The sequence below is a fragment of the Leifsonia sp. McL0618 genome, from assembly GCF_049994905.1.
In the GTDB taxonomy this organism is placed as follows: domain Bacteria; phylum Actinomycetota; class Actinomycetes; order Actinomycetales; family Microbacteriaceae; genus Diaminobutyricibacter.
In genome coordinates this window covers 2,704,352-2,727,265 of sequence record NZ_CP188258.1, presented here as the reverse complement: position 1 = coordinate 2,727,265, position 22,914 = coordinate 2,704,352, and the positions used below count along the sequence as shown (strand labels likewise).

General features: G+C 67.1%; 21 protein-coding genes. 13 read left to right on the top strand and 8 right to left on the bottom strand.

Going from position 1 to position 22,914, the window contains the following annotated elements; all coding sequences use genetic code 11:
- Positions 1-19 precede the first annotated feature (19 nt).
- Entirely contained in the window at positions 20-1,042 is a 1,023-nt protein-coding gene (locus tag ACPPVQ_RS13090) for an SDR family oxidoreductase (protein WP_426515536.1), read from the top strand.
- An 88-nt stretch (positions 1,043-1,130) separates the two neighbouring features.
- The gene (locus ACPPVQ_RS13085) at positions 1,131-1,466 is read left to right on the top strand and encodes a hypothetical protein (protein ID WP_426515535.1); all 336 of its coding nucleotides are present in this window, start codon (positions 1,131-1,133) and stop codon (positions 1,464-1,466) included.
- A gap of 6 nt (positions 1,467-1,472) precedes the next feature.
- On the opposite strand, the gene ACPPVQ_RS13080 is transcribed toward ACPPVQ_RS13085, so the two are convergent.
- A complete protein-coding gene (locus ACPPVQ_RS13080; protein WP_426515534.1) occupies positions 1,473-1,871 on the bottom strand; it encodes an aldehyde dehydrogenase in 399 nt (132 codons plus the stop codon).
- A gap of 111 nt (positions 1,872-1,982) precedes the next feature.
- Here ACPPVQ_RS13080 and ACPPVQ_RS13075 point away from each other — a divergent pair, with 111 nt between their 5' ends.
- Positions 1,983-2,657 carry an O-methyltransferase gene (locus tag ACPPVQ_RS13075; RefSeq protein WP_426515533.1) on the top strand — a complete coding sequence of 225 codons (675 nt, stop codon included), beginning with the start codon at positions 1,983-1,985 and terminating at the stop codon, positions 2,655-2,657.
- Positions 2,658-2,872: 215 nt separating this feature from the next.
- On the opposite strand, the gene ACPPVQ_RS13070 is transcribed toward ACPPVQ_RS13075, so the two are convergent.
- A complete protein-coding gene (locus ACPPVQ_RS13070; protein ID WP_426515532.1) occupies positions 2,873-3,745 on the bottom strand; it encodes a carbon-nitrogen hydrolase family protein in 873 nt (290 codons plus the stop codon).
- Between the two features lies 1 nt (position 3,746).
- Positions 3,747-5,333 (bottom strand): APC family permease, encoded by a 1,587-nt coding sequence (locus tag ACPPVQ_RS13065; protein ID WP_426515531.1) that lies wholly within the window; start codon positions 5,331-5,333, stop codon positions 3,747-3,749.
- Positions 5,334-5,478: 145 nt separating this feature from the next.
- Here ACPPVQ_RS13065 and ACPPVQ_RS13060 point away from each other — a divergent pair, with 145 nt between their 5' ends.
- From ACPPVQ_RS13060 to ACPPVQ_RS13025, 8 genes are all read left to right on the top strand, one after another.
- Positions 5,479-6,078, top strand: a complete 600-nt coding sequence (locus ACPPVQ_RS13060) for a TetR/AcrR family transcriptional regulator (protein ID WP_426515530.1) — start codon at positions 5,479-5,481, stop codon at positions 6,076-6,078.
- A 150-nt stretch (positions 6,079-6,228) separates the two neighbouring features.
- Positions 6,229-7,890 (top strand): adenosylhomocysteinase, encoded by a 1,662-nt coding sequence (locus ACPPVQ_RS13055; protein WP_426515529.1) that lies wholly within the window; start codon positions 6,229-6,231, stop codon positions 7,888-7,890.
- The gene (locus tag ACPPVQ_RS13050) at positions 7,887-9,215 is read left to right on the top strand and encodes an amidohydrolase family protein (RefSeq protein WP_426515528.1); all 1,329 of its coding nucleotides are present in this window, start codon (positions 7,887-7,889) and stop codon (positions 9,213-9,215) included. The genes ACPPVQ_RS13055 and ACPPVQ_RS13050 overlap by 4 nt, the downstream gene beginning before the upstream one ends.
- Positions 9,212-9,703 carry a cupin domain-containing protein gene (locus ACPPVQ_RS13045; protein WP_426515527.1) on the top strand — a complete coding sequence of 164 codons (492 nt, stop codon included), beginning with the start codon at positions 9,212-9,214 and terminating at the stop codon, positions 9,701-9,703. The genes ACPPVQ_RS13050 and ACPPVQ_RS13045 overlap by 4 nt, the downstream gene beginning before the upstream one ends.
- 69 nt (positions 9,704-9,772) lie before the next feature.
- Positions 9,773-10,627 (top strand): ABC transporter substrate-binding protein, encoded by an 855-nt coding sequence (locus ACPPVQ_RS13040; protein ID WP_426515526.1) that lies wholly within the window; start codon positions 9,773-9,775, stop codon positions 10,625-10,627.
- A 37-nt stretch (positions 10,628-10,664) separates the two neighbouring features.
- Positions 10,665-11,546: an amino acid ABC transporter permease gene (locus ACPPVQ_RS13035; protein WP_426515525.1), complete on the top strand. Its 882-nt coding sequence runs from the start codon at positions 10,665-10,667 to the stop codon at positions 11,544-11,546.
- A complete protein-coding gene (locus ACPPVQ_RS13030) occupies positions 11,543-12,307 on the top strand; it encodes an amino acid ABC transporter ATP-binding protein (protein WP_426515524.1) in 765 nt (254 codons plus the stop codon). The genes ACPPVQ_RS13035 and ACPPVQ_RS13030 overlap by 4 nt, the downstream gene beginning before the upstream one ends.
- Positions 12,308-12,386: 79 nt before the next feature.
- The gene (locus ACPPVQ_RS13025; RefSeq protein WP_426515523.1) at positions 12,387-13,316 is read left to right on the top strand and encodes an SDR family oxidoreductase; all 930 of its coding nucleotides are present in this window, start codon (positions 12,387-12,389) and stop codon (positions 13,314-13,316) included.
- Positions 13,317-13,402: 86 nt separating this feature from the next.
- Here the strand turns inward: ACPPVQ_RS13025 and ACPPVQ_RS13020 are convergent, their stop codons facing one another.
- The 4 genes from ACPPVQ_RS13020 to ACPPVQ_RS13005 form a co-directional block, all read right to left on the bottom strand.
- A complete protein-coding gene (locus tag ACPPVQ_RS13020) occupies positions 13,403-15,313 on the bottom strand; it encodes a S53 family peptidase (protein ID WP_426515522.1) in 1,911 nt (636 codons plus the stop codon).
- Between the two features lie 128 nt (positions 15,314-15,441).
- A complete protein-coding gene (locus ACPPVQ_RS13015; RefSeq protein ID WP_426515521.1) occupies positions 15,442-16,671 on the bottom strand; it encodes an epoxide hydrolase family protein in 1,230 nt (409 codons plus the stop codon).
- A gap of 21 nt (positions 16,672-16,692) precedes the next feature.
- Complete coding sequence (locus tag ACPPVQ_RS13010) at positions 16,693-17,718, bottom strand: COG4280 domain-containing protein (RefSeq protein ID WP_426515520.1); 1,026 nt, start codon at positions 17,716-17,718, stop codon at positions 16,693-16,695.
- A complete protein-coding gene (locus ACPPVQ_RS13005; RefSeq protein WP_426515519.1) occupies positions 17,711-18,481 on the bottom strand; it encodes a PrsW family intramembrane metalloprotease in 771 nt (256 codons plus the stop codon). Before ACPPVQ_RS13005 ends, ACPPVQ_RS13010 begins: the two co-directional genes overlap by 8 nt.
- 356 nt (positions 18,482-18,837) lie before the next feature.
- On the opposite strand from ACPPVQ_RS13005, the gene ACPPVQ_RS13000 reads away from it, so the two are divergent.
- Complete coding sequence (locus tag ACPPVQ_RS13000) at positions 18,838-19,764, top strand: LysR family transcriptional regulator (protein WP_426515518.1); 927 nt, start codon at positions 18,838-18,840, stop codon at positions 19,762-19,764.
- Positions 19,765-19,767: 3 nt separating this feature from the next.
- On the opposite strand, the gene ACPPVQ_RS12995 is transcribed toward ACPPVQ_RS13000, so the two are convergent.
- On the bottom strand, positions 19,768-21,363 hold the full coding sequence (locus ACPPVQ_RS12995) for an MFS transporter (RefSeq protein ID WP_426515517.1): 1,596 nt from the start codon (positions 21,361-21,363) through the stop codon (positions 19,768-19,770).
- A gap of 133 nt (positions 21,364-21,496) precedes the next feature.
- Between ACPPVQ_RS12995 and ACPPVQ_RS12990 the strand changes: the two genes are divergently transcribed.
- Entirely contained in the window at positions 21,497-22,912 is a 1,416-nt protein-coding gene (locus ACPPVQ_RS12990) for an MFS transporter (RefSeq protein WP_426515516.1), read from the top strand.
- The last annotated feature ends 2 nt before the right edge of the window (positions 22,913-22,914 follow it).

Below are 22,914 nucleotides of genomic sequence, written 5' to 3'. Positions count from 1 at the left end.
ACACGACAAGGAGGACATCGTGGGTGAACTAGTGGACAAGGTCGTCGTGGTCACCGGCGCCAGTGCGGGAGTCGGCCGGGCGACAGCGGTCGAGTTCGCACGCCGGGGCGCGCGCGTCGCACTGGTCGCGCGCGGAACGGCCGGTCTCGAGAGTGCGGTCGCCGAGATCGAGAAGGCCGGCGGAGCGGCCACGGCCTTCAGCCTCGACGTCGCAGACCCGGACGCAGTCGAGAGCGCCGCCGAGCAGATCGAAACGCGGCTCGGCCCGATCGACATCTGGGTGAATGTCGCGTTCTCGTCACTGTTCGCTCCCTTCCACGAGATCGACGCGGCGGAATTCAAGCGCGCCACCGAGGTCACCTACCTGGGCTTCGTCTACGGAACGATGGCTGCTCTGAAGCGGATGCGCCAGCACAACAGCGGGACCATCGTGCAGGTCGGTTCCGCGCTCGCGTACCGCGGCATCCCCCTCCAGTCCGCGTATTGCGGTGCGAAGCACGCGATCCAGGGGTTCAACGAGTCGCTTCGCTGCGAACTCCTGCACGACAAGAGCCCCATCCAGACGACGATGGTTCAGCTGCCTGCGCTGAACACGCCGCAGTTCAGCTGGGTGCTGTCGCGGCTTCCCCGCCAGGCGCAGCCCGTGCCCCCGATCTACCAGCCGGAGGTCGCCGCGCGCGCGATCGTCTGGGCGGCACAGCATCCCGAGCGCCGTGAGTACTGGGTGGGAGCGAGCACCGCCCTTACGCTCCTCGTCAACGCTGTCGCACCGGGGATACTCGACCGCTACCTCGGCAAGACCGGGTACGCGTCGCAGCAGACGGATGAGCCGCGCCCCGCCGACCAGCCGGCGAACCTGTGGGAGCCTGTCGACAGGTCCACCGATTTCGGAACGCACGGCCGGTTCGACGACCGGTCGGTCTCGCGCAGCCGGCAATGGTGGCTCACCCAGCACCATCGGAGTACGGGCGTGGCCATCGGAGCGCTCGCCGCATCAGCGGCTGTCGGGGCGCTGGCGCTACTGAGGAGGGCATCCGCCTAGCGACGACCACTCGACGGCCAGCGGTGATTGTTGCACTGTGTGACCCTCGCGGTGGCGAGCATCCGTCGACTTTCGTAATCTGGCGTGCATGACCCAGCCACTTCACTCCAGTCTTCAGGGAACTCTGCTCGAGTGCCATGACGACTGCATGGCGGCGGCTCCGGGGCATGCGCTCTCTCTGATCCAGGAGCGGCTCGCTTCGGCTACGCCGGGCAAGTGGGCGGATGCGGTGGTCATCGCCGTGTCTGCGGCAGGCTGGATCGAGGTGGCCGCGCTTTCTGACGACAGCACGCTGCTGCTGTGGAATCATGCCGATCTCACGGGTCAACTCCGGGTCGGCGACCCGGTGGCCGTGCACCGGGTTTACGACGTGCTCGCCGTCGGCGGTTCGAAGTACAGCGTTCTGCGGGCCGATTCGCTCTAAGAGCGGTTACATCATCGCTTTCACGGAGGCCATCATCGCCTCGCAGGCGGCCGCCATCTCCTGACAGGCCTTCGCGCACATCCGGCACTGCTCGTTCATGTCGACGTGCATCGAGCACTCGGCTGCGCATGCGGTCGCCATGACCATGCACGCCTGCATCATGGCCATGCCGCTTTCCAGGTCCATCGCAGCCGGCCGCAGCACCATGCGCATCATCGTGTTGCTCATGTCGGCGCAGTTCAGGCACATCGCGGCGCACTTCTCCATGCCGGCCATGCCGAGCGAGCTGCCCGCACACATCGTGCAGGCCTGCTCGCACGCCGACGACGCCTCGAGGAGATTCTGCATGGCGGTCATGTCCGTGCCCTGCATCATCGTGGTGCCCATCATCATGCTCATGTCCATGCGAATCTCCCAAGATTGTGTGCGGTCAAGTATGTTACGAAATGTTACTCATCCTTGTGCGGCCGGTACAGGGCTGTGGAGAGATGAACGGTATGCGTGGGAAGGCTTGAGATGACTGGTCAGCACTCATCGTGGAGCGACGTCGACCACTACCTGATCGACACGCTCGTCGGCGAGGACGACGCCCTCGCGGCCGCACGATTGTCGAGTCGCGACACGACAGCACCGGGAATCGAGGTCACGGCCAACCAGGGAAGGCTGCTCAAAATGCTGGCCGAGTTGATCGGCGCACGTCGCGTCATCGAGTTCGGCACACTCGCCGGCTACAGTGCGATCTGGCTGGCGCGAGCGGTGGGCGACGGCGGCGTCGTCACCTCGCTCGAACTGGAGGAGCAGAACGCGGGGATCGCTCGTGCGAACGCTGAACGGGCCGGTGTCGCTGACCGCGTCGATGTCGTCGTCGGGCCGGCGCGTGTCTCCGCGCAGGCACTCGTCGATGCCGGCGCCGAGCCATACGATTTCGCCTTCATCGACGCCGACAAGCAGAGCACTCCGGAATATCTGCGGCTCGTGCTGGAGCTGACGCATCCGGGCAGTGTCATCGTCATCGACAACGTGGTGCGCGGAGGCGCGGTCGCCGATCAGGACAGCGCCGACGAACAGGTTCAGGGGATCCGCACAGCGCTCGCGGATGTGGCGGCGAATCCCGCGCTCGAGGCGACGGCGCTGCAGACCGTAGGCCTCAAAGGCTGGGACGGGTTCGCCATCATCCGGCGTGTGAGTTGACGGGAGCGCCGGGGGCGTGAGCATCCTGTGCGTTCGGTGGTGAGTGGGACCAGCCGCGATCTGCTTGGCGCAATCCGCCGACGAACCGCCTGAAACCCAGTAACTCGCTCTTACCTCACGGCTTGACCGAACGCTCAGCGAGACCGATGATGCCCGGCGATAGCAGAGACGATATACCGAAGAGTTCTCTGGGTGCTAGGCCGTAGCGAGCGGAACTACATCGCCTTCACCCAGTCCGGCGCCTGCACCGTCGCTCCGCCGAACATCGGATACTGCACGAGCGCGCACTGGTCGGCGAGCTGACTCCATGGCCGGTTGATGCCGTGCGCCCCGTATTCGCGCACCAGTTCCACCCGATCGAGGTCGAGCACCGCGAACAGCACCTCTTCGCCGCCACCCGCCGTCTGCATGATCGTCCCTTCAGGGTCGACAACGACACTCTCGCCGACCCCCACCGGGGCCGCGCCGTTCACATTGACGACGAACACCTGGTTCGCGAACGCATTCGCGCGGGCCATCACAATCTCCATCTCGCGGTCGCGCGTGGTCGTCAACGTCGGCTGGATGATCACCTCGGCCCCCAGCCACGCCAGCTGACGCGACACTTCTGGGAAGCTCCCGTCGAAGCAGATCGCCAGGCCCACGCGGCCGACATCCGGGATGTCGAACGTCACGAACTCGCTGCCCGGCAGCAGTTCCTCGTACGGCCGCCACGGGAACAGCTTGCGGTAGCGCGCAACGATCGACCCGGCAGGTGAGATCGCCACCGCTGTGTTGAACAGCCGGCCGTCGTCGGTCTGCTCGACGAGCGTGCCGGGCACGAGCCAGATGTCGAGGTCGCGAGCGAGAGCGCACAGCCGGTCGGTGAGAGGGCCCGGAATCGGCGTCGCAGCTCGGGCATCCGCGTCAGCATCCTCGAGCAGCAGCGGGCCAGGAGCCGCCAGCAGCAACTCGGGCACGACCACGAGATTCACGTGCGGTCGCAGCGCTTTCGCCGCGCGCACCTGTGTTTCGAACCGGCGGAAACTCGCTTCGAGGTCGCCCGGAACGGGCGCGGTCTGGATGGCGGCGATGGACAGAACGCGCATGTCAGCGCTCCTCACGGATCAGAGTGGAATCGGGGTCCACGTCGGCGACGTCGACAGGAAAAGCGGAGTCGATCGGATCGGCGATCACGAAGTCGGTGTCCCCGACCTTCCCCAGCGGGATCGTGCGCCCTGCGAAGTACTCCTTGTAGTGAGGCCGAAGCGCGAGGGTCACGATCACTCCGAGTACCAGCCCGCCGATCCCGATCCAGAACACGGTGCCCACGCCGAGGATGGAGGCACCGACGTAATCCGGCGCCGCCATCTGGATCGCACTGACCACGAACGCGATCAGCATCATCAGCGCGCCAAGTCCCGGAAGGATGCCGGCGACGATGAGCCGACCCGGGTTGCGACGCATGTCTGGTGCGAAGTACACGATCGCTGAGATCGCGGTGACGGCGTAGTACGCGGCGATCATCACCCCGATCGCCAGGATCGCCAGCCCGATGAAGTCGGTGGCCAGGAGGGTGAGGAGCACGATCGTGACGATGCTGATGCCGGCCCACCAGTACGTGGCGATGTGCGGCGTGTGGTGGCGGCGGTGCACGCGGGTGATTGCGGCCGGGAGCGCCTTGTAGGTGGCCATGCTCAGCCACGATCGGGGCGTCGAGACCGCGACAGTGAAGAGCGCCGCGAGGGCCGACAGCCCGATCGCCAGAGTGATGACGCGGCCGAATACCTCGCCCGTGGCCATCGGCCCGAGCACGGACAGAACATCGTTGATGTTCTTGGGATCGGTGATGAGCGCGACGCCACCGAATCCGAGAGCCGCGACGGATGCGCCGCAGTACAGCACGAGCAGGATGATCGTCGAGACGATCACAGCGCGTCCGGGCGTGCGGGAGCGCTCGGTTGTCTCTTCGTTGACGGAGATGAGCGAGTCCCAGCCCCAGTAGATGAAGAGACACAGGATGACGCCGGCGACCAGTCCGCCGAAGTCGGAGACCGCGAACGGGTTGAACCACTCGAGGCTCGGTGTCGTTCCCGCGCCCGGAGCGGTTCCGTTCGACATCGCAATGAAGGCGCCGACGCAGAAGCCGCCGATCGCCACGATCTGGAGCGCGATGAGCGCGTACTGCACCCACGCGGCCAGCTCGATTCCGCGTACGGCGATCGCCGCGCTGAGCGCTATGAGCACGACGGCGACGGATGTTGTCGCAAGCGGGTTTGCGGCGATGGCGTTGAGCCCGGCCGCGTCGAAAAGGTAGACCGTCGCCACCTGGGCCAGGGCCGCTGTCGCGATGAAGGTAGCGATCTGGGGCACCCAGCCGCCGAAGAACCAGCCGGCCACTGGGCCGAGCGCCCGCGTGATCCAGACGAACTGGCCTCCGCAGTCGGGCATGACCTGGTTGAGGTCGCGGAACGCGAAGGCGGTGAACAGGATGGGGATGAAGCCGAGCAGGAAAGCCGCGGGTGTCTGCAATCCGACGGCGCCGACCACGTAGCCGAGAGTCACTGCGAGGCTGTAGGCGGGGGCGACCGCAGCGAGACCGAGGGCCACGATGCGGCCGAGGCCGATCGCATTTCGGCGAAGGCCTTTGTCATGTGCTTGTGCGGCGGGCGGCGCCTCCACGGGGGTGGTGCTCATGGATCTCTCCTTCATCGTCATTGGCAAGGAAATCTGAATGGCATTCAAACAACGTGGACCCTCCGATGTCAAGAGGTTTTCTGAATTACCTTCAGAAAAGGCGTGCGGACGGGGGATGAGGTGCTGTGTGCGGCAGAATGAGCACATGCCACGCCCCAACCGACGCGCAGAGCGGCGCCTCGACATCCTCGATGCGGCCCGCGGCGTCGCCGTGCGCGAAGGCGCGACAGGAACCACGCTGCGTGCGATCGCGACGGCGGCAGACATGGAACCGTCCGCCGTCCTGTACTACTTCGACGGCCTCGGCGAGATCGTCGAAGAGCTCGTCTTCTCAGCGAGCGACCGCTTCATCGACACGATCACGAACGCGGTCGCGGCGGCCTCGTCGCCGGTCGATCGGATGCTCGCGGCCATCCGCGCAGGTTCGACCGGCGGAATCGAGGGCGACGAGTCCCGCATCCTCTACGAGTTCTGGGCGGTCGGAATCCGGGATGAGCGCCTCAACGACGCGGACCACGCGCTCGATCGCCGCCAGGCCGACATCTACCGCGCGATCATCGACGACGGGGTCGCCGCCGGCGTGTTCGAGCCGCGGGTCACACGCGACGAGGCCGCAGTCGGGCTGGTCGCGCTCGAAGACGGCCTGGTGATGGACATCCTCGCCGGCACCAAGTCGAGCGAAGAAGTCGTGGCTCTGATCGTCTCCGTGGCGGAGGCGATGCTCGGGACGCGACTCAGGGGCTGAGGCTCTTCCACCATCCACGCGCCTTCACCAGCCGAGCGTGACCGTTGCGGTCGAGCGTGCCCTCCGGAGCAGGCACGCTCGACCGCAACAGGCACGCTCGGCACGCTCGCGGGCAGAGGCCGCGCGAAGGCGCACAGATATGCTGTACCGGTGTTCGAGCCGGTGAGTGGGAGTCCAGAGGCGTGGGCGGCGACAATCGTCCGGCAGTTCGCCGAGGCGACGAACCTGTCGATCGCCGGCAAACGCTTCGCGGTTCGCGGTTCCGGGATGCGCGCAACAGCACTCACGCGTCTGCTCGCTGCGATCGGTGCGAGACTCGCCGAACGGGGCGAATCGGTCGACTACCTCTTCTGTACGGGAGAAGATACCGCGCCGCTCGACCGCGACGAGCTCGAGGTGCTGATTACCGCGTCCGCCGGCCCACAGGACACCCTGCTGATCGTCGACGCGACCGCGGACGCGTCCGCGGTGGGCGCCGACGTTGCGCTGCATGAACCCTTGCGCCACGGCGTGTGGGCGACGGATGCGCCTCTCGCCGTCGTCGTTCGGGTCGCCGATTCGGCCGGCCGGCAGCACCACCTGGGTCCTGCCGCGGCGCGCATCGCGTGGGCGCGGCGTTTCATGCCGACGGCCGCCGGCCTCGCTGCCCAGCTCACGGACGCACACACCGTTCGCGGTCTTCGCGTCGGCGTCAGCATGGTGCTGGAGCCGAAGACCGCCGTGCTTGCACTGCTGCTGCAGGAGGCGGGCGCGGAGGTGACGGTGTTCGCGCATCCGGATGAGACCGATGACGAGGTCGCGGCGGCGCTGAGACGCGAGGGCATACCGGTGTACGCGCGCTCCGGGGCCGGCCCTGCCGAGCATCGCGAGCTGGCAGTGGGATTCCTGGCGGCGCGGCCGCAGGTGCTGGTCGACGACGGCTCCCACGTCATCCGCCTCGCCCACGAGACGGGCTACGACTTCTCCGACCTGATCGGAGCCGCCGAGGAGACGACGAGCGGTCTGCGGCCGTTGCGCCTGATGGCCGACGATGGCCTGCTGCGCATCCCGGTGGTTGCCGTCAACGACGCGCGAAGCAAGACGCTGTTCGACAACCGGTACGGAACGGGACAGTCGTGCGTTTTCGCGATCCTCGGGCTGACCGGACTGGAGCCGGCCGGGCGAAGGGTCGTCGTCGCCGGCTACGGGCACGTGGGCCAGGGCGTCGCACACCACGTGCGAGCGCTCGGCGGCACCGTCGTCGTCGCCGAGGTCGACCCGGTGCGTGCGCTGGCCGCCGTGTTCGACGGCTACCGGGTCGCCCCGCTCATCGACGCCGTCGCGACGGCCGACCTGGTCATCTCGGCAACGGGCGTCCGCGACACGATCAGCCTCGCCGTTCTCCGGGCCTGCACCCGCGACGCCGTGGTCGCTGTCGCCGGAGGCGTTCCCCAGGAGGTCGCCATCGACGACGCGGTGGCCGCCGGTGCAGTGCGCGAAGCCATCGGTCACGCCACGGAGCGGTTCACCTTTCCGAGCGGCCAGAGCATCCTGATCCTCGACGACGGCGGCTGCATCAACGTCACGGCCGGCGAGGGGAACCCGATCGAGATCATGGACCTGTCGTTCGCGGTGCAGCTGTCGGCCATCCGCTTTCTCGTCGAGTCCGCCGGAACGCTGCAGGTCGGCGTGCATCCGCTGCCGCCGGAGGCAGACGGTGCGGTGGCCGCCGCCGCGCTGGAGGCGAGGGGCGTGAGGGCCGACGCGAGCATCCCGCGCCAGGCGGAGGAGAACACGTGGCTCTCGTCGCGTTTCGACGAGGAGGCCTCGTGAAAGGCGACGTGACGGTCTACTCGGCCGGTCTGGTCGTCCCCATGACGGCCCCGCCCATCCTGCGCGGCGCGGTCGCCGTCAAAGACGGCCGCATCCTGCACGTCGGCGAACGGCGCTGGGTGATCGAATCGCTCGAACAGCAGGATGTTCCGTACCTCGAGCAGCACTGGCCCGGCGCGCTGCTCCCCGGGCTGGTCAACGCGCACTCCCATCTGCAGTACACGGGCATGGCCGAGGTCGGAGCGAGACGCTACGACGGCTTCGACGACTGGGCGGATGCGTTCACGGTCCAATACGAGAAACCTCACGACTGGCGGGCCGACGCGATTCGCGGCGCGCGAGAGCTCATCCGGTACGGCGTGACGGGTGTCGCCGACATCGTCACCGACATGGAAGCGGCGGACGTGCTGCACGAGGTCGGGATGCGCGGCATCGCCTTCTGGGAGGTGATGAACTGGGAGACGGCCGACTGGAACGAGCGCGGCCGCGAACAGGTCATCGCCGACCTGGAGCGCATCCCGGCGACACCGGGCGCCGGGCTGTCGCCGCACGCGCCGTACTCGCTCGACACGGTGCCGCTGCTCGACATGCCGGACATCGTGCGCCAGCGCGGGCAGCGCCTGCACCTCCACCTCGGTGAGTCGGCGTTCGAAGAGGAACGCGTCGACACCGAGGGCGGCGATACACACCGGGCGTGGCACTTTCTCGGGGTGCAGAGCTTCCGTGCGCTGCGTTCCCTCGGTTTCGGCACGAGCGCGACCGACTTCGTCGACCGCCTCGGCGTTCTCGGCCCCGACTGCCATGTCGCCCACGGCGTCTACATGACGGCGAAGGATCGCGCCCTGCTCCGCGCCAGGGGAACGGCCGTTGCCCTGTGCCCGCGGTCCAACGAGGTCATCGGGCTGGCCCCGCCGCCGGTTGCGGCGTACCTGCGCGAAGGCAGCGCGATCGCCGTTGGCACGGACTCCCTGTCGTCGAGCCCGTCGCTCGACCTGATGGGGGACGTCACCGCGCTCTACGCGATCGCGCGCGAGCAGGGCTACACGCGGCCCGACCTGCATTCGCGTCTCCTTTCGGCCGCGACGCTGGGCGGCGCCCACGCGATCGGGCTGGATGTCGGACCCGACCGCATCGGCCACCTCGCCGTCGGCGCCGCGGCCGACCTCGCCTTCTTCGACGTGGCCGTGAGCCGCGTGGATGACGCCATCGCCGAGCTCGTCGAAGCCGGCTCCGGACGCTCGGTTGCGACTGTGATCGACGGGACGACACGGTGGTCGGCGCCGTCGTGGACCGGCCAGCGGGTCGCGGCAGTGGAGCTGTCGTGATCGAGCCGGTCGCCCGCCGCACGGTTGACGGGGAACTCATCGAGTGGGTGGTCCCGTCAGCGCGGGCCATCGAGCTCGCCCTGGAACCGCATCCGGAAGGCGGGTGGTACCGCAGAACGTGGACGGCGACGGATGCTGTGGTCACCGACCGCGGTGAACGCCCGGCCGCGACCCTGATCTACTTTCTGTTGCCGCCGGGGGAGGCGTCGGCATGGCACGTCGTCACCTCGGACGAAATCTGGCTCTGGCACGGGCCGGAGCCGCTCGCCCTCCAACTCGGGGGCACCGGGGAGTCGCCGGTCGACGGCGAGATCGTGACGCTCGGGCCCGACGACACGCAGGGGCACCGCGCGCAGGAGCTCGTGCCGGCGGGCACCTGGCAGCGCACGCTCCCGTCGGGTGGCGAGACTCTGGTCAGCTGCCTGGTGTCGCCCGGGTTCAGCTTCGACGACTGGTCGCTCGCCGGTGTTTCACAATCCGTAACCTGAACCGAGCGTCACGCGGTTCCCTCTACTATCGAATGATTGGCCGCCGGAGGCCCGCTGAAAGGTATCCCTGTGTCTGCTCTTCCCTCACGTCTTACGCGCGCCATCTCCCTGGTGGGGGCCACGATCGCGATCGTCGCCCTGGCCGCCTGCAGCTCGTCTCCGTCGGGTTCGACCTCGTCGAGTTCATCGCAGGGACTGCAGACCCTCACCGCGGGCAAGCTCACGATCGCGACCGGCCAGCCGGCATACTCGCCGTGGGTCATCGACAACAAGCCGGAGAACGGGCAGGGCTTCGAGTCGGCTGTCGCCTACGCCGTCGCCGAGAAGCTCGGCTTCGCCAAGAAAGACGTCGTCTGGACCCGCACCACTTTCGACAGCGCGATCGCGCCGGGGCCGAAAGACTTCGACCTGAACATCCAGCAGTTCAGCATCAGCGACGAGCGTAAGAAGGCCGTCGACTTTTCGTCGCCGTATTACACGACCACCCAGGCCATCGTGACCACCAAGGGCTCGCCGGCCGCGTCGGTGACGACGCTCGACGGCCTCAAGAAGGTCAAGATCGGTGTGGCCACCGCGACCACGACGTACACGCTGCTGAAGAAGGAGGTCGGCGGCAACAACATCGCCGTCTTCAACTCCAACGACGACGCGGTCCTCGCTCTCAAGACCGGGCAGATCGATGCCGTCGCGACCGACCTGCCGACCGCCTTCTACCTCGCCGACGCGCAGGTCGACAACGGCGTGGTGGGCGGGCAGTTCGCCGACAACTCCGGCGGTGACAAGTTCGGCATCGTGCTGGCGAAGGGCTCGCCTCTCACGGCGAAGGTCGCGTCCGCCGTCGATGCACTCCGTACGAGCGGTGAGCTCGACACCATCACCAAGAAGTGGCTGTCGACCACGGTGAACGTCCCGGTCTTCAAGTAACGGTGCGCGCCCGACGTGAGGCCCCCATGGTGAGCTCGTGAGCCCACGAACAACGACCCTGGAGACCAATCCAGACGGCTCGCCGCTGAGCGAGATCGAGCGGGATCGGCGCGTCTTCCGCAAGAAACAGTCCGGCCGGTCGGTTCTGATCAGCCTGGCGAGTACGCTCGTGCTCGCCGTGCTGGTCTGGGCAACCGTGGTCAACACGCCCGGATGGGCGCTGGTGCAGCAGTCGTTCTTCAACGTGAAGATCGGGTGGGAGTATCTGGGGTCGATCCTGCTCGGCCTGTGGCTGAACATCCAGATCCTGTTCTTCGCCGCGATCGGCGTCGCGATCTTCGCCACGCTGCTCGCGATCGTCCGCACCCTGCGCGGCCCCGTCTTCTTCCCGCTGCGCGTCATCGCCACGGTCTACACCGACCTGTTTCGCGGGATGCCGCTGATCATCGTCCTCTACCTGGTCGGCTTCGGCATCCCTGCCCTCGGAGTCTTTCCCCGGATGGGGCCCGAATTCTGGGGCACGCTCGCGCTCATCCTCACCTACTCGGCCTATGTCGCCGAGGTGCTGCGCGCCGGCATGGAGGCCGTGCATCCGTCACAACGTCTCGCAGCCCGTTCGCTCGGGCTCTCGCACGCACAGACGCTGCGGCTCGTCGTGCTGCCCCAGGGCGTACGCAAAGTGACGCCGGCCCTCGTCAACGACTTCGTATCGATGCAGAAAGATGTGGGTCTCGTGTCGGTGCTCGGTGCGGTGGATGCGGTGCGCGCCGCCCAGATCGCGTCGGCCGACACCTACAACTTCACCCCGTACATCGTGGCCGGGCTCCTGTTCGTGGCGATCAGCTGGCCGCTCATCCGCCTCACCGACTACCTGTCGGCGCGGGCGCAGAAGCGTGAGCAGATCGGGGGCACGGTGTGAGCGGGGATGTCGTGGCGGCGCCGGCCGAGGCCGTGCTGCGCGTCGAAGGCCTGTACAAGAGTTTCGGCGAAACGCCCGTACTGACCGGCATCGACCTCGAGATCGACCAGCACCAGGTGGTTGTGGCGATCGGGGCGAGCGGGTCGGGCAAGTCGACGCTGTTGAAGACGATCAACCTGCTCGAGCGGGTGGATGACGGACGCATCTTCCTCAAGGGCGAAGACATCAGCGACCCCCGTATCGACGTCGACCGCACGCGAGCGCGCATCGGTGTCGTCTTTCAGCAGTTCAACCTGTTCCCGCATCTCAGCGTTCTCGACAATGTGACGCTCGCCAGCCGCAAGGTCCACGGCATTGCGAAAGACGAAGCCGAAGCCTCCGCGATGCAGTGGCTGGAGCGCATCGGGCTGGGCGCGAAGGTCAAGGACTTTCCCGACCGGCTCTCGGGCGGTCAGCAGCAGCGGGTGGCGATCATCCGTGCGATCGTGACCAATCCCGAACTGCTGCTGCTCGACGAGATCACGTCGGCGCTCGACCCGCTGCTCGTCGGCGAGGTGCTCGACCTGGTCGCGGAGCTCAAGGCGGCAGGGTCGACGATTCTCATGACGACGCACGAGATGCAGTTCGCCCGCACGGTGGCCGACCAGGTGATCTTCCTCCACAACGGGGTGCTGCTCGAGCAGGGGCCGCCGGAGCAGGTGTTCGACCACCCGCGCGAGGCGGCGACGCAACAATACCTGGCGAGGGTTCACACCGGCTGACCCCTTCTGCGAAGTCAATACGTACTAGTGCGCATACCGTGCCTCGCGGCGTAGTCTCACGATGAACGTGGGAGGGGCCATGAGTCGTCCGGCAGCTGCGGTGCGCGCGCCAGACCTGACGGGAACGCGTGCGTTGGTGACCGGGGCGAGCGACGGGATCGGGTTCGCCCTTGCGCGCCGCCTCGCGATGGCGGGCGCAGACCTCATCCTTCCGGTACGCAACCGGGTGAAGGGTGAAGACGCGGCCGGCCGGATCCGGCTGTCCGTTCCCGACCGGCGGGTCACGGTGATGGATGTGGACCTCGCGTCGCTCGAGAGTGTCGCTTGGCTCGCGCAGCTGCTCAGAGCGGAGGGGAAGCCCATCCACCTTTTCGTCGGGAATGCCGGGGTGATGCTGCTTCGGTCGAAGACGCGTCGGGAGACGGCCGACGGGTTCGAGCTGCATTTCCAGACGAACTTCCTCGGACATTTCGCCCTTGTAGCCGGCATCTTCTCGTTGCTGCAGGCCGGCAACGCCAGAATCGTGATGCAGTCGAGCCTGGCGGCGGCGCTTTACGGCATCGACTGGGATGACCTGCAGGTGAGTAACCGGTACACGCCGCTGCGGGCATACGGGAGTTCCAAGGTCGCGCTGTCACTGTTCGGCATGGAACTGCAGCGCCGGAGCGTGTCCCGCAACTGGGGCCTCGAGTCGACACTCGCGCATCCGGGCACGGCGGTGACCGCGATCACGTTCAAGGATCCCGACGTTCCCGTCACAGCACTCGACCGGATACGGCTGTCGCTCGGCAAGCGCGTCATCCAGACGCCGGACGCAGCATCCGGGCCGGCCCTTTACGCTGCGACGGCGCGAGAGGATGTCGGAGGCCGCTTCTACGGTCCGGCACACCTGATGCACACGCGCGGGCCGGCCATCGCATTGAGGCCGTACGCCAGGATCGCCGACGCGGTGGCGGCTGAGCGAATCTGGTCGGTCGCCGAGGAGCTCGCTGGTGTGCGCATACCGTGACGTGCGCCCTCCGGGGCGGCGTGTTCGAGCAGGAGAGACAGCAGAGGGGCCCGACATCGCTGCCGGGCCCCTCTGGATTGTGTGCCTTACGGCGCCGGAGTGAGCCACCCGGCCCGGGCGCTGCCCCAGCCGGTCTCCGTGTCCCAACCGGTGCCGACCGTGAGGGTCGTGTGCGTCGTGTTGAACGAACGCACCGAGTACACGTACCCGTTGGTCGCGTCCAGCCCGTTCACGAAATCGACCCGGATGTTGCCGGCATCGATGTTCGCACCGGTCACATCGTTGAATCCCGAGTGGTTGGCGTAGATCATCGGGTTCAGCAGGCCCAGACCGTGACCGCTGGCCTGGATCTTCAGGGCTGTCATCCCAGCGAAGAGCGGCGAGGCGAGGCTCGTTCCGCCGATCCGGTAGGTGTCGTAGGCTGCGCCAGCGGGGAAGGACTGCGTCTGTCCGACCAGCATGCCGGTCGTCGGGTCGGCGTCCATCGACACGTCAGGCAGCGCGCGGCCGCCGTTCGGGCTGTGGATGCCGGCCGCGACCTGGTAGGCGGGCTCGGCGATGTTCGACGAATACCCGCCGCCACCTCCGTAGAGGAACGGCACGGTCACCGCCCAGGCACCGCTGGAGAGGCCGTACTTGGTCGTCTGCCAGCCGGTCTCAGCAGTGACACCCGCCTGGGTGATCGCTGTCGACGTTCCGCCGACACCCGTCACGTACGGGTCGGATGCCGGGTAGTCCGTCTGCGGAGTTCCCAGGTTGGTGACCTCGTCGCCGGAGTCGCCCGTGGAGAACACGTAGCTGATGCCCTGGACCGCGCCCTGCAGGAATGCAACCTCATAGGCCTGCAGCAGGGTCGGCTTCACGACATCGCCCACACCACCCCACGAGTTCGTCACGATGTTCGCGACACCCTCGTCGTTGATGCGGCTGAACGTGTCGAGCAGGTCGGAGTCCTGGCAGCTCTTACCCGCGTAGTAGCGGATGTTCGCAGCAGGCGCCATGGCGTGAACGGCCTCGACATCCAGCGTCTCCTCGCCGTACCAGCCGGATGCGTCGCACTGCTTCGGCGACTTGTTGTTCTGCACCTGGCGGAACGAGTCGGGCATGCTCTGCGAGAACTGACCAGCAGTGAACGCAGCGTCGCCGTTGTCGGTCGCGTAGCGGTTGGCGTCGGATTCGATCGTCGGCGATGCGTACGCGTCGGTGATCGCAACAGTCACACCGTGACCGTTGAGACCCGCTGCAGCGCCTGCCTCATAGGAGTTGCGCAGCTGGGGACCGGTGTATCCGCACGGTGAATACGGCAGTACCTTGCCGTTGAACAGCGGCAGGGTCGTGCCGTCAGGCGTGGGAACCGTGGCGGGGGTCGCGTCGCCGTACCAGTGCGAACAGACCTGGGCGTTGCGGAACCCGGCGCTGGGCGGCGACGGCTTCTGGGTCAGCGGCTGGACGACCGAGACGGTCGTGTCGAGTCCGGAGACCGCGATGACCGATGCCGCGACGGCGTCAGGTGCGGTCGCCGCACCCGTCGGCGCCTGCACGGAGAGGCCATCGTGGGTGAAGTTGGAGATCGAGACGCCGAACGCCTTGTTCGCCGCGGCCACACTGCCGGTGACGTCGAGGTAGCGGTGGTTGGGGTCCGCGCTCACCGTGAGCCCGGCACCGGTCAGCCATCCGCTCACCGCGTTGACGGTCGACGCAGTTGCGTCGTACTTCGCGTGGTATTGCGCTGGCGTGAGGTACTTATGCGTGCTCGATGCGGTGGTGGCGGCGGCTTTCAGTGCGTCGAGTCCGCCGTTCGGTGCGAGGTAGACGCGTGCGCTGACGGCGGCATTCGGGGAGGCGGCACCAAGGTTCTTGCCGTGGGTGAGCCACCCGGGTGACGAGTTCGGAATGGGTTTCGAGACGGGGGCGGCGGTTGCCGCTCCGGCTCCGGTGAACGCCGCGAAAACAGCCGCGACGGCTACCAGAGCCACTCCCAGGGAGTTTTTTCTCATCAAGGATCTCCTGACGTGATGTGACGGCCGACGGTTGTCGGCTGGCCAGTGCAAACGTATGACCGATCGGTCTACCCGGCAAGACCCCCATCCCCATTTGAGGGGAGACTGTTGCAATCGAGAAATTCTCAGCGCAACGTCCGGAAGGCCGCGCGCAGCTCCGACGTGAACAGGTCGGGCTCCTGCCAGGCCGCGAAGTGGTTGCCCTCTTCGAGTTCGTTGAAGTAGATGAGATTGGGGTACGCCGCCTCCGTCCAGCTCCGTGGCGCCTGGTACAGCTCGTTCGGGAACACCGACACCGCAGCCGGCACGTTCACCCCTTTGACGTCGAAGAAGCCGAGCGTGTTCTCCCAGTAGAGCCGGCCCGACGATATGCCGGTGTTCGTCAGCCAGGTCATCGTGATGTTGTCGAGGACCTCATCCCTGGTCAGGCTCCCGACCGGGTTGCCCTCGAACGCCTGCACGATGTCGGCGAGGCTGCGCGCGTCGTGGTCGAGCATCCACGCCGCCAACGCGACGGGGGAGTCGGCGAGACCGTACAGGGTCTGCGCGCGATTCCCCATCTCGATCGAATAGCCGAGCCCTTTCGTGAAAAGAAAGTTGAGCTGGTCGAAAGCCCGTTGCTCCTCGGCGCTGAGCCCGGACGGCGGCTCTCCGGCGCCGAGCACGTTCTGAGCGAGCGCCTTCGAGATCTCGGGCGCGACGCTGCCGGGCATGTTGGAGTGGATGCCGAGCAGCTCCGCGGGCGCCTTCGAGCCGATCACATCCGTGACCTGAGCGCCCCAGTCACCGCCCTGGGCGACGAATCGCGTGTAACCGAGCCGCCTCATCAGCGTGATCCAGGCGTCCGCGATGTGGTACGGATCCCATCCGGTCGCCGTCGGCTTCGCCGAGTAGCCGTAGCCGGGCATCGAGGGAACGACCACGTCGAACGCTTCAGCCGCGTCACCGCCGTAGGCGGGTGGGTCGGCGAGCGGGCCGATGACGTTCAGCATCTCGATCACCGAGCCCGGCCATCCGTGCGTGATGATCAGCGGAAGCGCATTCTCGTGCGGCGACCTGACGTGGATGAAGTGGATGTCGAGGCCGTCGATCTCGGTCATGAACTGCGGAAACGCATTCAGCCGCGTCTCGTGGCGGCGCATGTCGTAGTCGGAGGCCCAGTAGCGGGCGAGCTCCTGCATCGTGGCCAGGGGCACGCCCTGCGTCAGGTCGGAGACTGTCTCGCGTTCCGGCCAGCGCGTCGCCAGCAGCCGACGACGCAATTCGTCGATGTCGGCCTGGGGGAATGCCTCGACGCGGAACGGCCGGATGGTCGCGTCGCCGGGCGACGCCTCGTTATGGGTGTTGATGGTCATAGCTGTACTCCTGTCCCTCGGTCACTGTCTAGTCGCGGATGCGAAGAGTTTCCGTGAGTTCGGGTCACGATCGGCGCGCAGAACACCGTAAGGAATAAGCGCAAGGACAAAGACCGCGGTGACGATCCAGGCCAGGGAGGAGAAGGTGCTGACGACGAAAGTGAGAACGAACGCCAGCGCCACTCCGGCCGCGATCTGCCAGTCGTCGCCGATGATGAAGTCGTACCAGAACATCCCGAATGCGGCGAGGCGCGAGCGGGGCGGGCGGGGCGCGGCAGCAACGGCTGGAGTGGGCACCCCGGGACCGGCCGGTGCTTTCGCAGGTCGGCGAGACCGCATCCACCACACCATCCCCAGCGCGCACAGCGCGATCGCCGGGATGAGGACGAGCAGGGCGAGATCGTCGCCCGGCCAGGTCGCGCCGGCGCCTTCCCCTCCCCAGAACGTGCCGAACCCGGTGAGCATGATGCCGACCACGAATTTGAGTGTGTTCTCCGGCACGCGGGAGAGGGGGCCGCGAACGATCAGGCCGAGGATCACCACGAGCACGACGGCGGCCACCGCCGCGAGCACCGCGAGGGACAGGTTGTTCTCGTTGGCGCCGAACGTCAGCACGATGAGCACGACCTCGAGCCCCTCCAGCAGCACGCCCTTGAACGCAAGGGTGAACGCGTACCAGTCCTTGACCACTCCGCGGGTCGTGCGCTCGGCTCGCGCCGCCGCCGCGATCTGCTTCTGGAAGATCGCATCCTCGTCGTGGAGTGCTTTGCGACCGCTCGCACGCAGAACCGCCTTGCGGATCCACGAAAGGCCGAAGACGAGCAGGACTCCACCGACGACGAGGCGCAGGATGCCGATCGGCAGCAGAAGGATGGCGGGTCCGAAGACCAGGACAGCGGCAGCGAGCACGACCAGGGCGGCGGCGACGCCCGTCATCGTGGACCGCCAGTTACGGGTGCTTCCGACGGCGAGCACGATCGTCGTCGCTTCGACGGCTTCGACGACACAGGCGAGGAAGACGGAGACGGCAAGCGCAAGGTCATGCATCGGCAAGCCCCTTATCCTGACGGTGAAGGTTGTGGCGTATGACACACAGTAGCGCGGTCACACCTGCCGCAGACACGACCACCAGGCCCCCGATGTAGAGGACCGCCGTCAGGGATTCGACGGCGTTCGCCGTCGCAGTGAGCACGTCCCCCGTCTCCAGCTGCTGCAACGCGTTCCTGGTGAGAAGCACGGCGACGAGCGATGCGAGGCCGTTCATCGAATCCCACAGCGCGTGAAGAAGTGATGCGCCGAGGTACGCGACCGGAATCCACCACGACCAGCGGAATCGGTCGTGCAGCCGGGCCGCCCCGAAGATCACGGCGCCGAGCAGCGCGGTCCAGAGGACGTGACCGACCGGGGCCAGGATCGCGCGGATCACTTCGGTCTGCAGCAGTGAGAGCAGGTTGATGCCCTGTGTGCTGATGGCAGCGTTGAACGCGTAGCCGGCGGATTCGAAGGCGGCGAACCCTGCGCCGACCGTCGCACCCAGCAGCGCGCCCTGGCCGGCGGTCTTGGGCACGACCCGCCAGCCGATGATGACGAGCAGCACACCCTTGACGAACTCCTCGATCAGTCCGACGAGGCCGTACGTCCACACGTTCTGGGCGAGGCTCGCCTCGAGGAGGGATGCCCCGAGTACACCGCAGACGCCGCCGACGAAGAATGCGAGCACGAGCTGGAGCATGCTGACGTTGCCACGAACGCGCTCGACGACGAAGAGGACGACACTGAAGGGGACCAGGAAACTCCCCAGGAGGATCAATGTCGGTACGAGGTTCGGGTTGCCCGTCCACGCAGTGACGACGATCGTGGCGATCTACAGCGCGAGGCCTGCGACGAGTGTCTTCCACCACCACCCGTGATGGTGGTGGCGTGTGCTCAGGGCATGGCGCACGGGCCGCCCGGGGTGGGCCAGGGCCGTGAGGGTGGTCATTACTGTTCTCCTTCAGTTCGGGGCGCGGATGCGTCGGGGTTCGCTGACGTTCTCCACTGTGCGCGTGGCTTCTTCCGGCTGTCCAAGACCCCTCTTCGACCGGTTCATAAGCGCGGTCGATCAAAGGCCTTGGACCGATCGGCGAACGGCGGGAGGATAGGGGCGACAGCAAAGGGAGAGGGCGGATGCTCTTTCGGCAACTCGAATATTTCGTCGCCCTTGCGCGAGAACAGCATTTCGCGCGTGCGGCTGCGGCCAGTTACGTCTCGCAGCCTGCGCTCTCGTCGGCGATCCACAAGCTCGAGCAGGAACTCAACGTCACGCTCATCTACCGGGGGCACACGTTCGAGGGCCTGACGCCGGAGGGCGAGCGACTCGTGATCTGGGCGCGCCGCATCCTCGCCGAGCACGATGCGTTCAAAGCCGAGGTGCAGGCCGTGAAATCGGGCCTCACCGGAACCCTCCGGCTGGGCGCAGTACCGACGGCGTCGACCACGGCGGCGCTTCCCATCGAGGCGTTCGCTGCCGTGCATCCGCTCGCCTCGATCCGCGTGCAGACCCGCCTGAGTTCGGACGACCTGCTGCGGATGATCGCCGATTTCGAGATCGACGCGGCGATCATGGCGCGGGAACCGGCCGACTCGGCCGGTCTGGAGAGTGTCGCCCTGTATGAGGAAGAGCACGTGCTGGTCGTTCCCCAGGAGCTGTTGCCCGATCGCACGACGACCATGTCCTGGACGGAAGCGCACAGCCTGCCGCTCGTGCTGCTCGACCGGCGGATGTACAGTCGCCGCCTGATCGACCGGGCATTCGCCGAGCGCGGGGTCGTGATCGCTCCGCAGGTCGAGACCGATTCGGTGGCGTCACTGCACGCACTGGTTCGCACGGGGCGTTGGGCGAGCATCGTGCCGCGCTCGTGGTTCTATACGCGGGCGCCGGCGCCGAACAGCGAGATCATCGTCATGCCAGAGCCCGTCGCCCGGGTCGAGATGGTCGTTGCGATCAGGGCGGCAGAGCCAGGTTCCCTGATCGCCCGCTCCTTTGCGCGGACGACGGCGGCACTGCGTCTCGATGAACTCAAGGCCATCCGAACGACTGCGAGACTGCTCTGACGGTCAGGAGTCCGCCTTCGTCGAGAAGTAGTGCCGTTCGACGGGATCCCCCTCGCAGTACTCGCGGGCTTCGGCGAGGATCTCGCGGTCGCGTCCGGTCAGCCGCTGGGTCTGCTGGCGGCGGTACTCCGCCCAGGAGGGCACCATGAACGACTCGAGCAGCGCATCCTCGTCTTCTCCGCTGCGGAACAGCTGCCACCGGTAGCCGCCGGTGCGGCGTCGTGACGCCGCGACCTCCTTCATCGCGCGCTCGAACGGCGCGACGGCGTTCGGCCGCACGATGTACGAGTTGGTCACGAGCACTGGGCCGTCGGTCGGCTCCGGTTCGAACACGAGGTTCGGGGTCGCCCAGGTGAGGGAGATCGTGCGATCGATGGTGCCGGTCCCCGGCAGAAGCGGAAGCAACCGGGTGCTGATGGCGACGAGCACCAGCAGCGCCGCTGCCGCGACGAGGGCCTGCGTCGTGCCGAAGAGCCCTGCGACCAGACCCCACAAGAACGATCCGATCGCCATCGTTCCCATGAACACGAGGATGTAGGTGGCCGCGCCCCGCGAACGCACCCATTGGGGGAGCGTCAGTTGCAGGGCTGCATTGAGTACCGTGAGCGTGCCGATCCAGGCGAGGCCGGCGAGAACGAGCAGGATCAGGGCGGGGATGTACGGGAGCAGTGCCGCGGCGAGAGTGCCGACCGCGAAGAGCAGCGCGCTGGCCGCGATGACGACGTTGTCCGAGTAGCGCCCGCGTGCCAGAGGCAACACGAAGACCCCGATGACCGCGCCGACACCGAGCGCACCCAGAAGAAGGCCGTAACCGGCCGAGTCCAGTCCGAGGCGTCGCGAGGTGAGCGGCAGCAGCGCCCACAGAGCGCTCGCCGGCAGCGCGAACAGGGCGGAGCGCAGCAGGATGCGCAGAACCAGCTGGGCGGATGCGATGTACCGCACGCCCGCGCGCAGGGCGGCACCGAACCGCTCGCGGTCATCCAGCCCGGTCTGCATGGGCCGCTTCCACCAGATCAGCGCGATGGCGGCAGCAATGAAACTGATCGCATTCAGCCCGAAGACGACGGCGACGCCGAAACCGGAGAGGACGAGGCCCGCCAGCGCCGGTCCGACGGCCCGCGCGCCGTTGACGGTCACCCCTCCGAGTGCGGACGATGCGCCGATCTGATCCCGCGGTACAAGCTCAGGCTGGATGGCCTGCCACGCGGGCGAGGTGAGAGTCGAGGTCACGCCGAGCACGAAGGTGAAGGCGAGGAGCGATAACGGAGTCAGAGCGTTCATCGCCGCTACACCGGTCAGCGCTGCAGCGACGATCGCGCTGATGACCGAGCCCCAGATCAGCAGCTTGCGTCGGTCGAGCACGTCGGAGAGCACGCCGGCAGGAAGCGAGAACAGCAAGGCAGGCGCGAAACTTGCGGTCTGCACGAGCGCGATGACGGTGGCGCCGGCCGCGGCATCCACCAGGTACCACTGCGCGCCGACGGTCTGCATCCAGGTGCCGATGTTGCTGCCGAGCTGCGCGAACCAGAGCACCCGAAACGCCGGGATGGCCAGCGGCGCCCACGCCGAGACCCTCGCTCCGGCCTGCGAAATCGACATGTCACACAGGCTAGACGAGGCGGCTATCACCCACACCGGGTGATCCGTCACCGACGGACCCGGGGTACCGTCGCCACATCGATCGAGCGGGGGACCGGGTCATGCACACCTTCGGCTTCATGGAGGAAACGCGGTGACGTCGCCAGGCGTAACGCGAACGACGGCAACCGCCTGGTCGGCGCTCGTTCCGCTCGCGCTCGCGCAGTTCATCTGTTCGTTCGCCGGCTCGAACATGAACGTGATGCTCAACGACATGAGTCGCGACCTGAACACCACGGTTCACGGCATCCAGGTCTCCATCACGCTCTTCCTCCTGGTGATGGCTGCGCTGATGATCCCGTTCGGCAAGCTCACCGACCAGCTCGGACGCAAGGTGTGCTTCGTGCTCGGGCTTGCCGTCTACGGCGTCGGCGCCATCGTCAGTGCGCTGTCGCCCGGGCTCGGGCTGCTCATCCTGGGCAATTCGATCCTGGAAGGAGCCGGCACGGCCCTCCTGATCCCTCCCGTGTACATCCTGGTGACCATGTACTGGAGGGGCATCGCCGACCGGGCACGAGCGTTCGGCATCGTCAGCGCGGCGGGAGGCGTCGGCGCGGCGACCGGGCCCCTGATCGGTGGATGGATCTGTTCCTCCATCAGCTGGCGGGCGGCGTTCGGCTTCCAGGCGCTCATCATCGTCGTCATCCTGATCCTGGCGCTGCGCATCAAAGACCCGCGCCCTGCGGAGCCGGAGAAGCCGTACGACCTCGTGGGTGCGGTGCTGTCCGGCGTCGGGCTGATCGTGTTCGTGCTGGGCATCCTCGCCGCCGACAACAACCTGTGGCTGTGCCTGGTGCTCATGGTCGGAGGGGCCGCGGTGATCGCGCTGTTCTTCTGGTGGGTGCGCCGGCGCGAGGCGAAAGGCAAGGAGCCGCTGCTGTCCACCCGCCTGTTCCGGGTCAGGGTCTCGAACCTCGGCATGGTGACGCAGAACCTGCAGTGGCTCCTGCTCATGGGAACGTCGATGCTCGTCGCGAGCCACCTGCAGGTCGTGCGCGGGTACGACGCGATCGAGACCGGGATCATCTTCAGCGCCGCGACCGTCGGCATCCTCGGATCGTCGCTCGCCGCAGGCGCCCTCGTGAAACGCTTCTCGCAACGATCGCTGATCGTCACAGGGTTCCTCATCACGGGTGTCGGCCTGCTCCTGTTGCTCATCGTCGGCTCCATCCCCGACGCCTGGGCCTTCGCGTGGGGGCTGCTCGCGATCGGCATCGGCCTCGGCGTGATGCTCACCCCGAGCGTCAACCTGGTGCAGTCGGCCTTTCCCGAAGAGCAGCAGGGAGAGATCTCCGGACTCTCACGCAGCATCTCCAACCTGGGTTCGAGTTTCGGAACGGCCATCGTCGGAACCGTCCTCGTGCTGAACGTGAGCGGACCGCACGACCAGTACGTGCTGGCGCTGATCCCGCTCGTCGTCATCGCGATCATCGGGATGATCGTCGGCGGCTTCCTCCCCGGTCGCGCCGCGCTCTCCCCGCACTCCACGACCGCGGCGACGGCTTCCTAGCC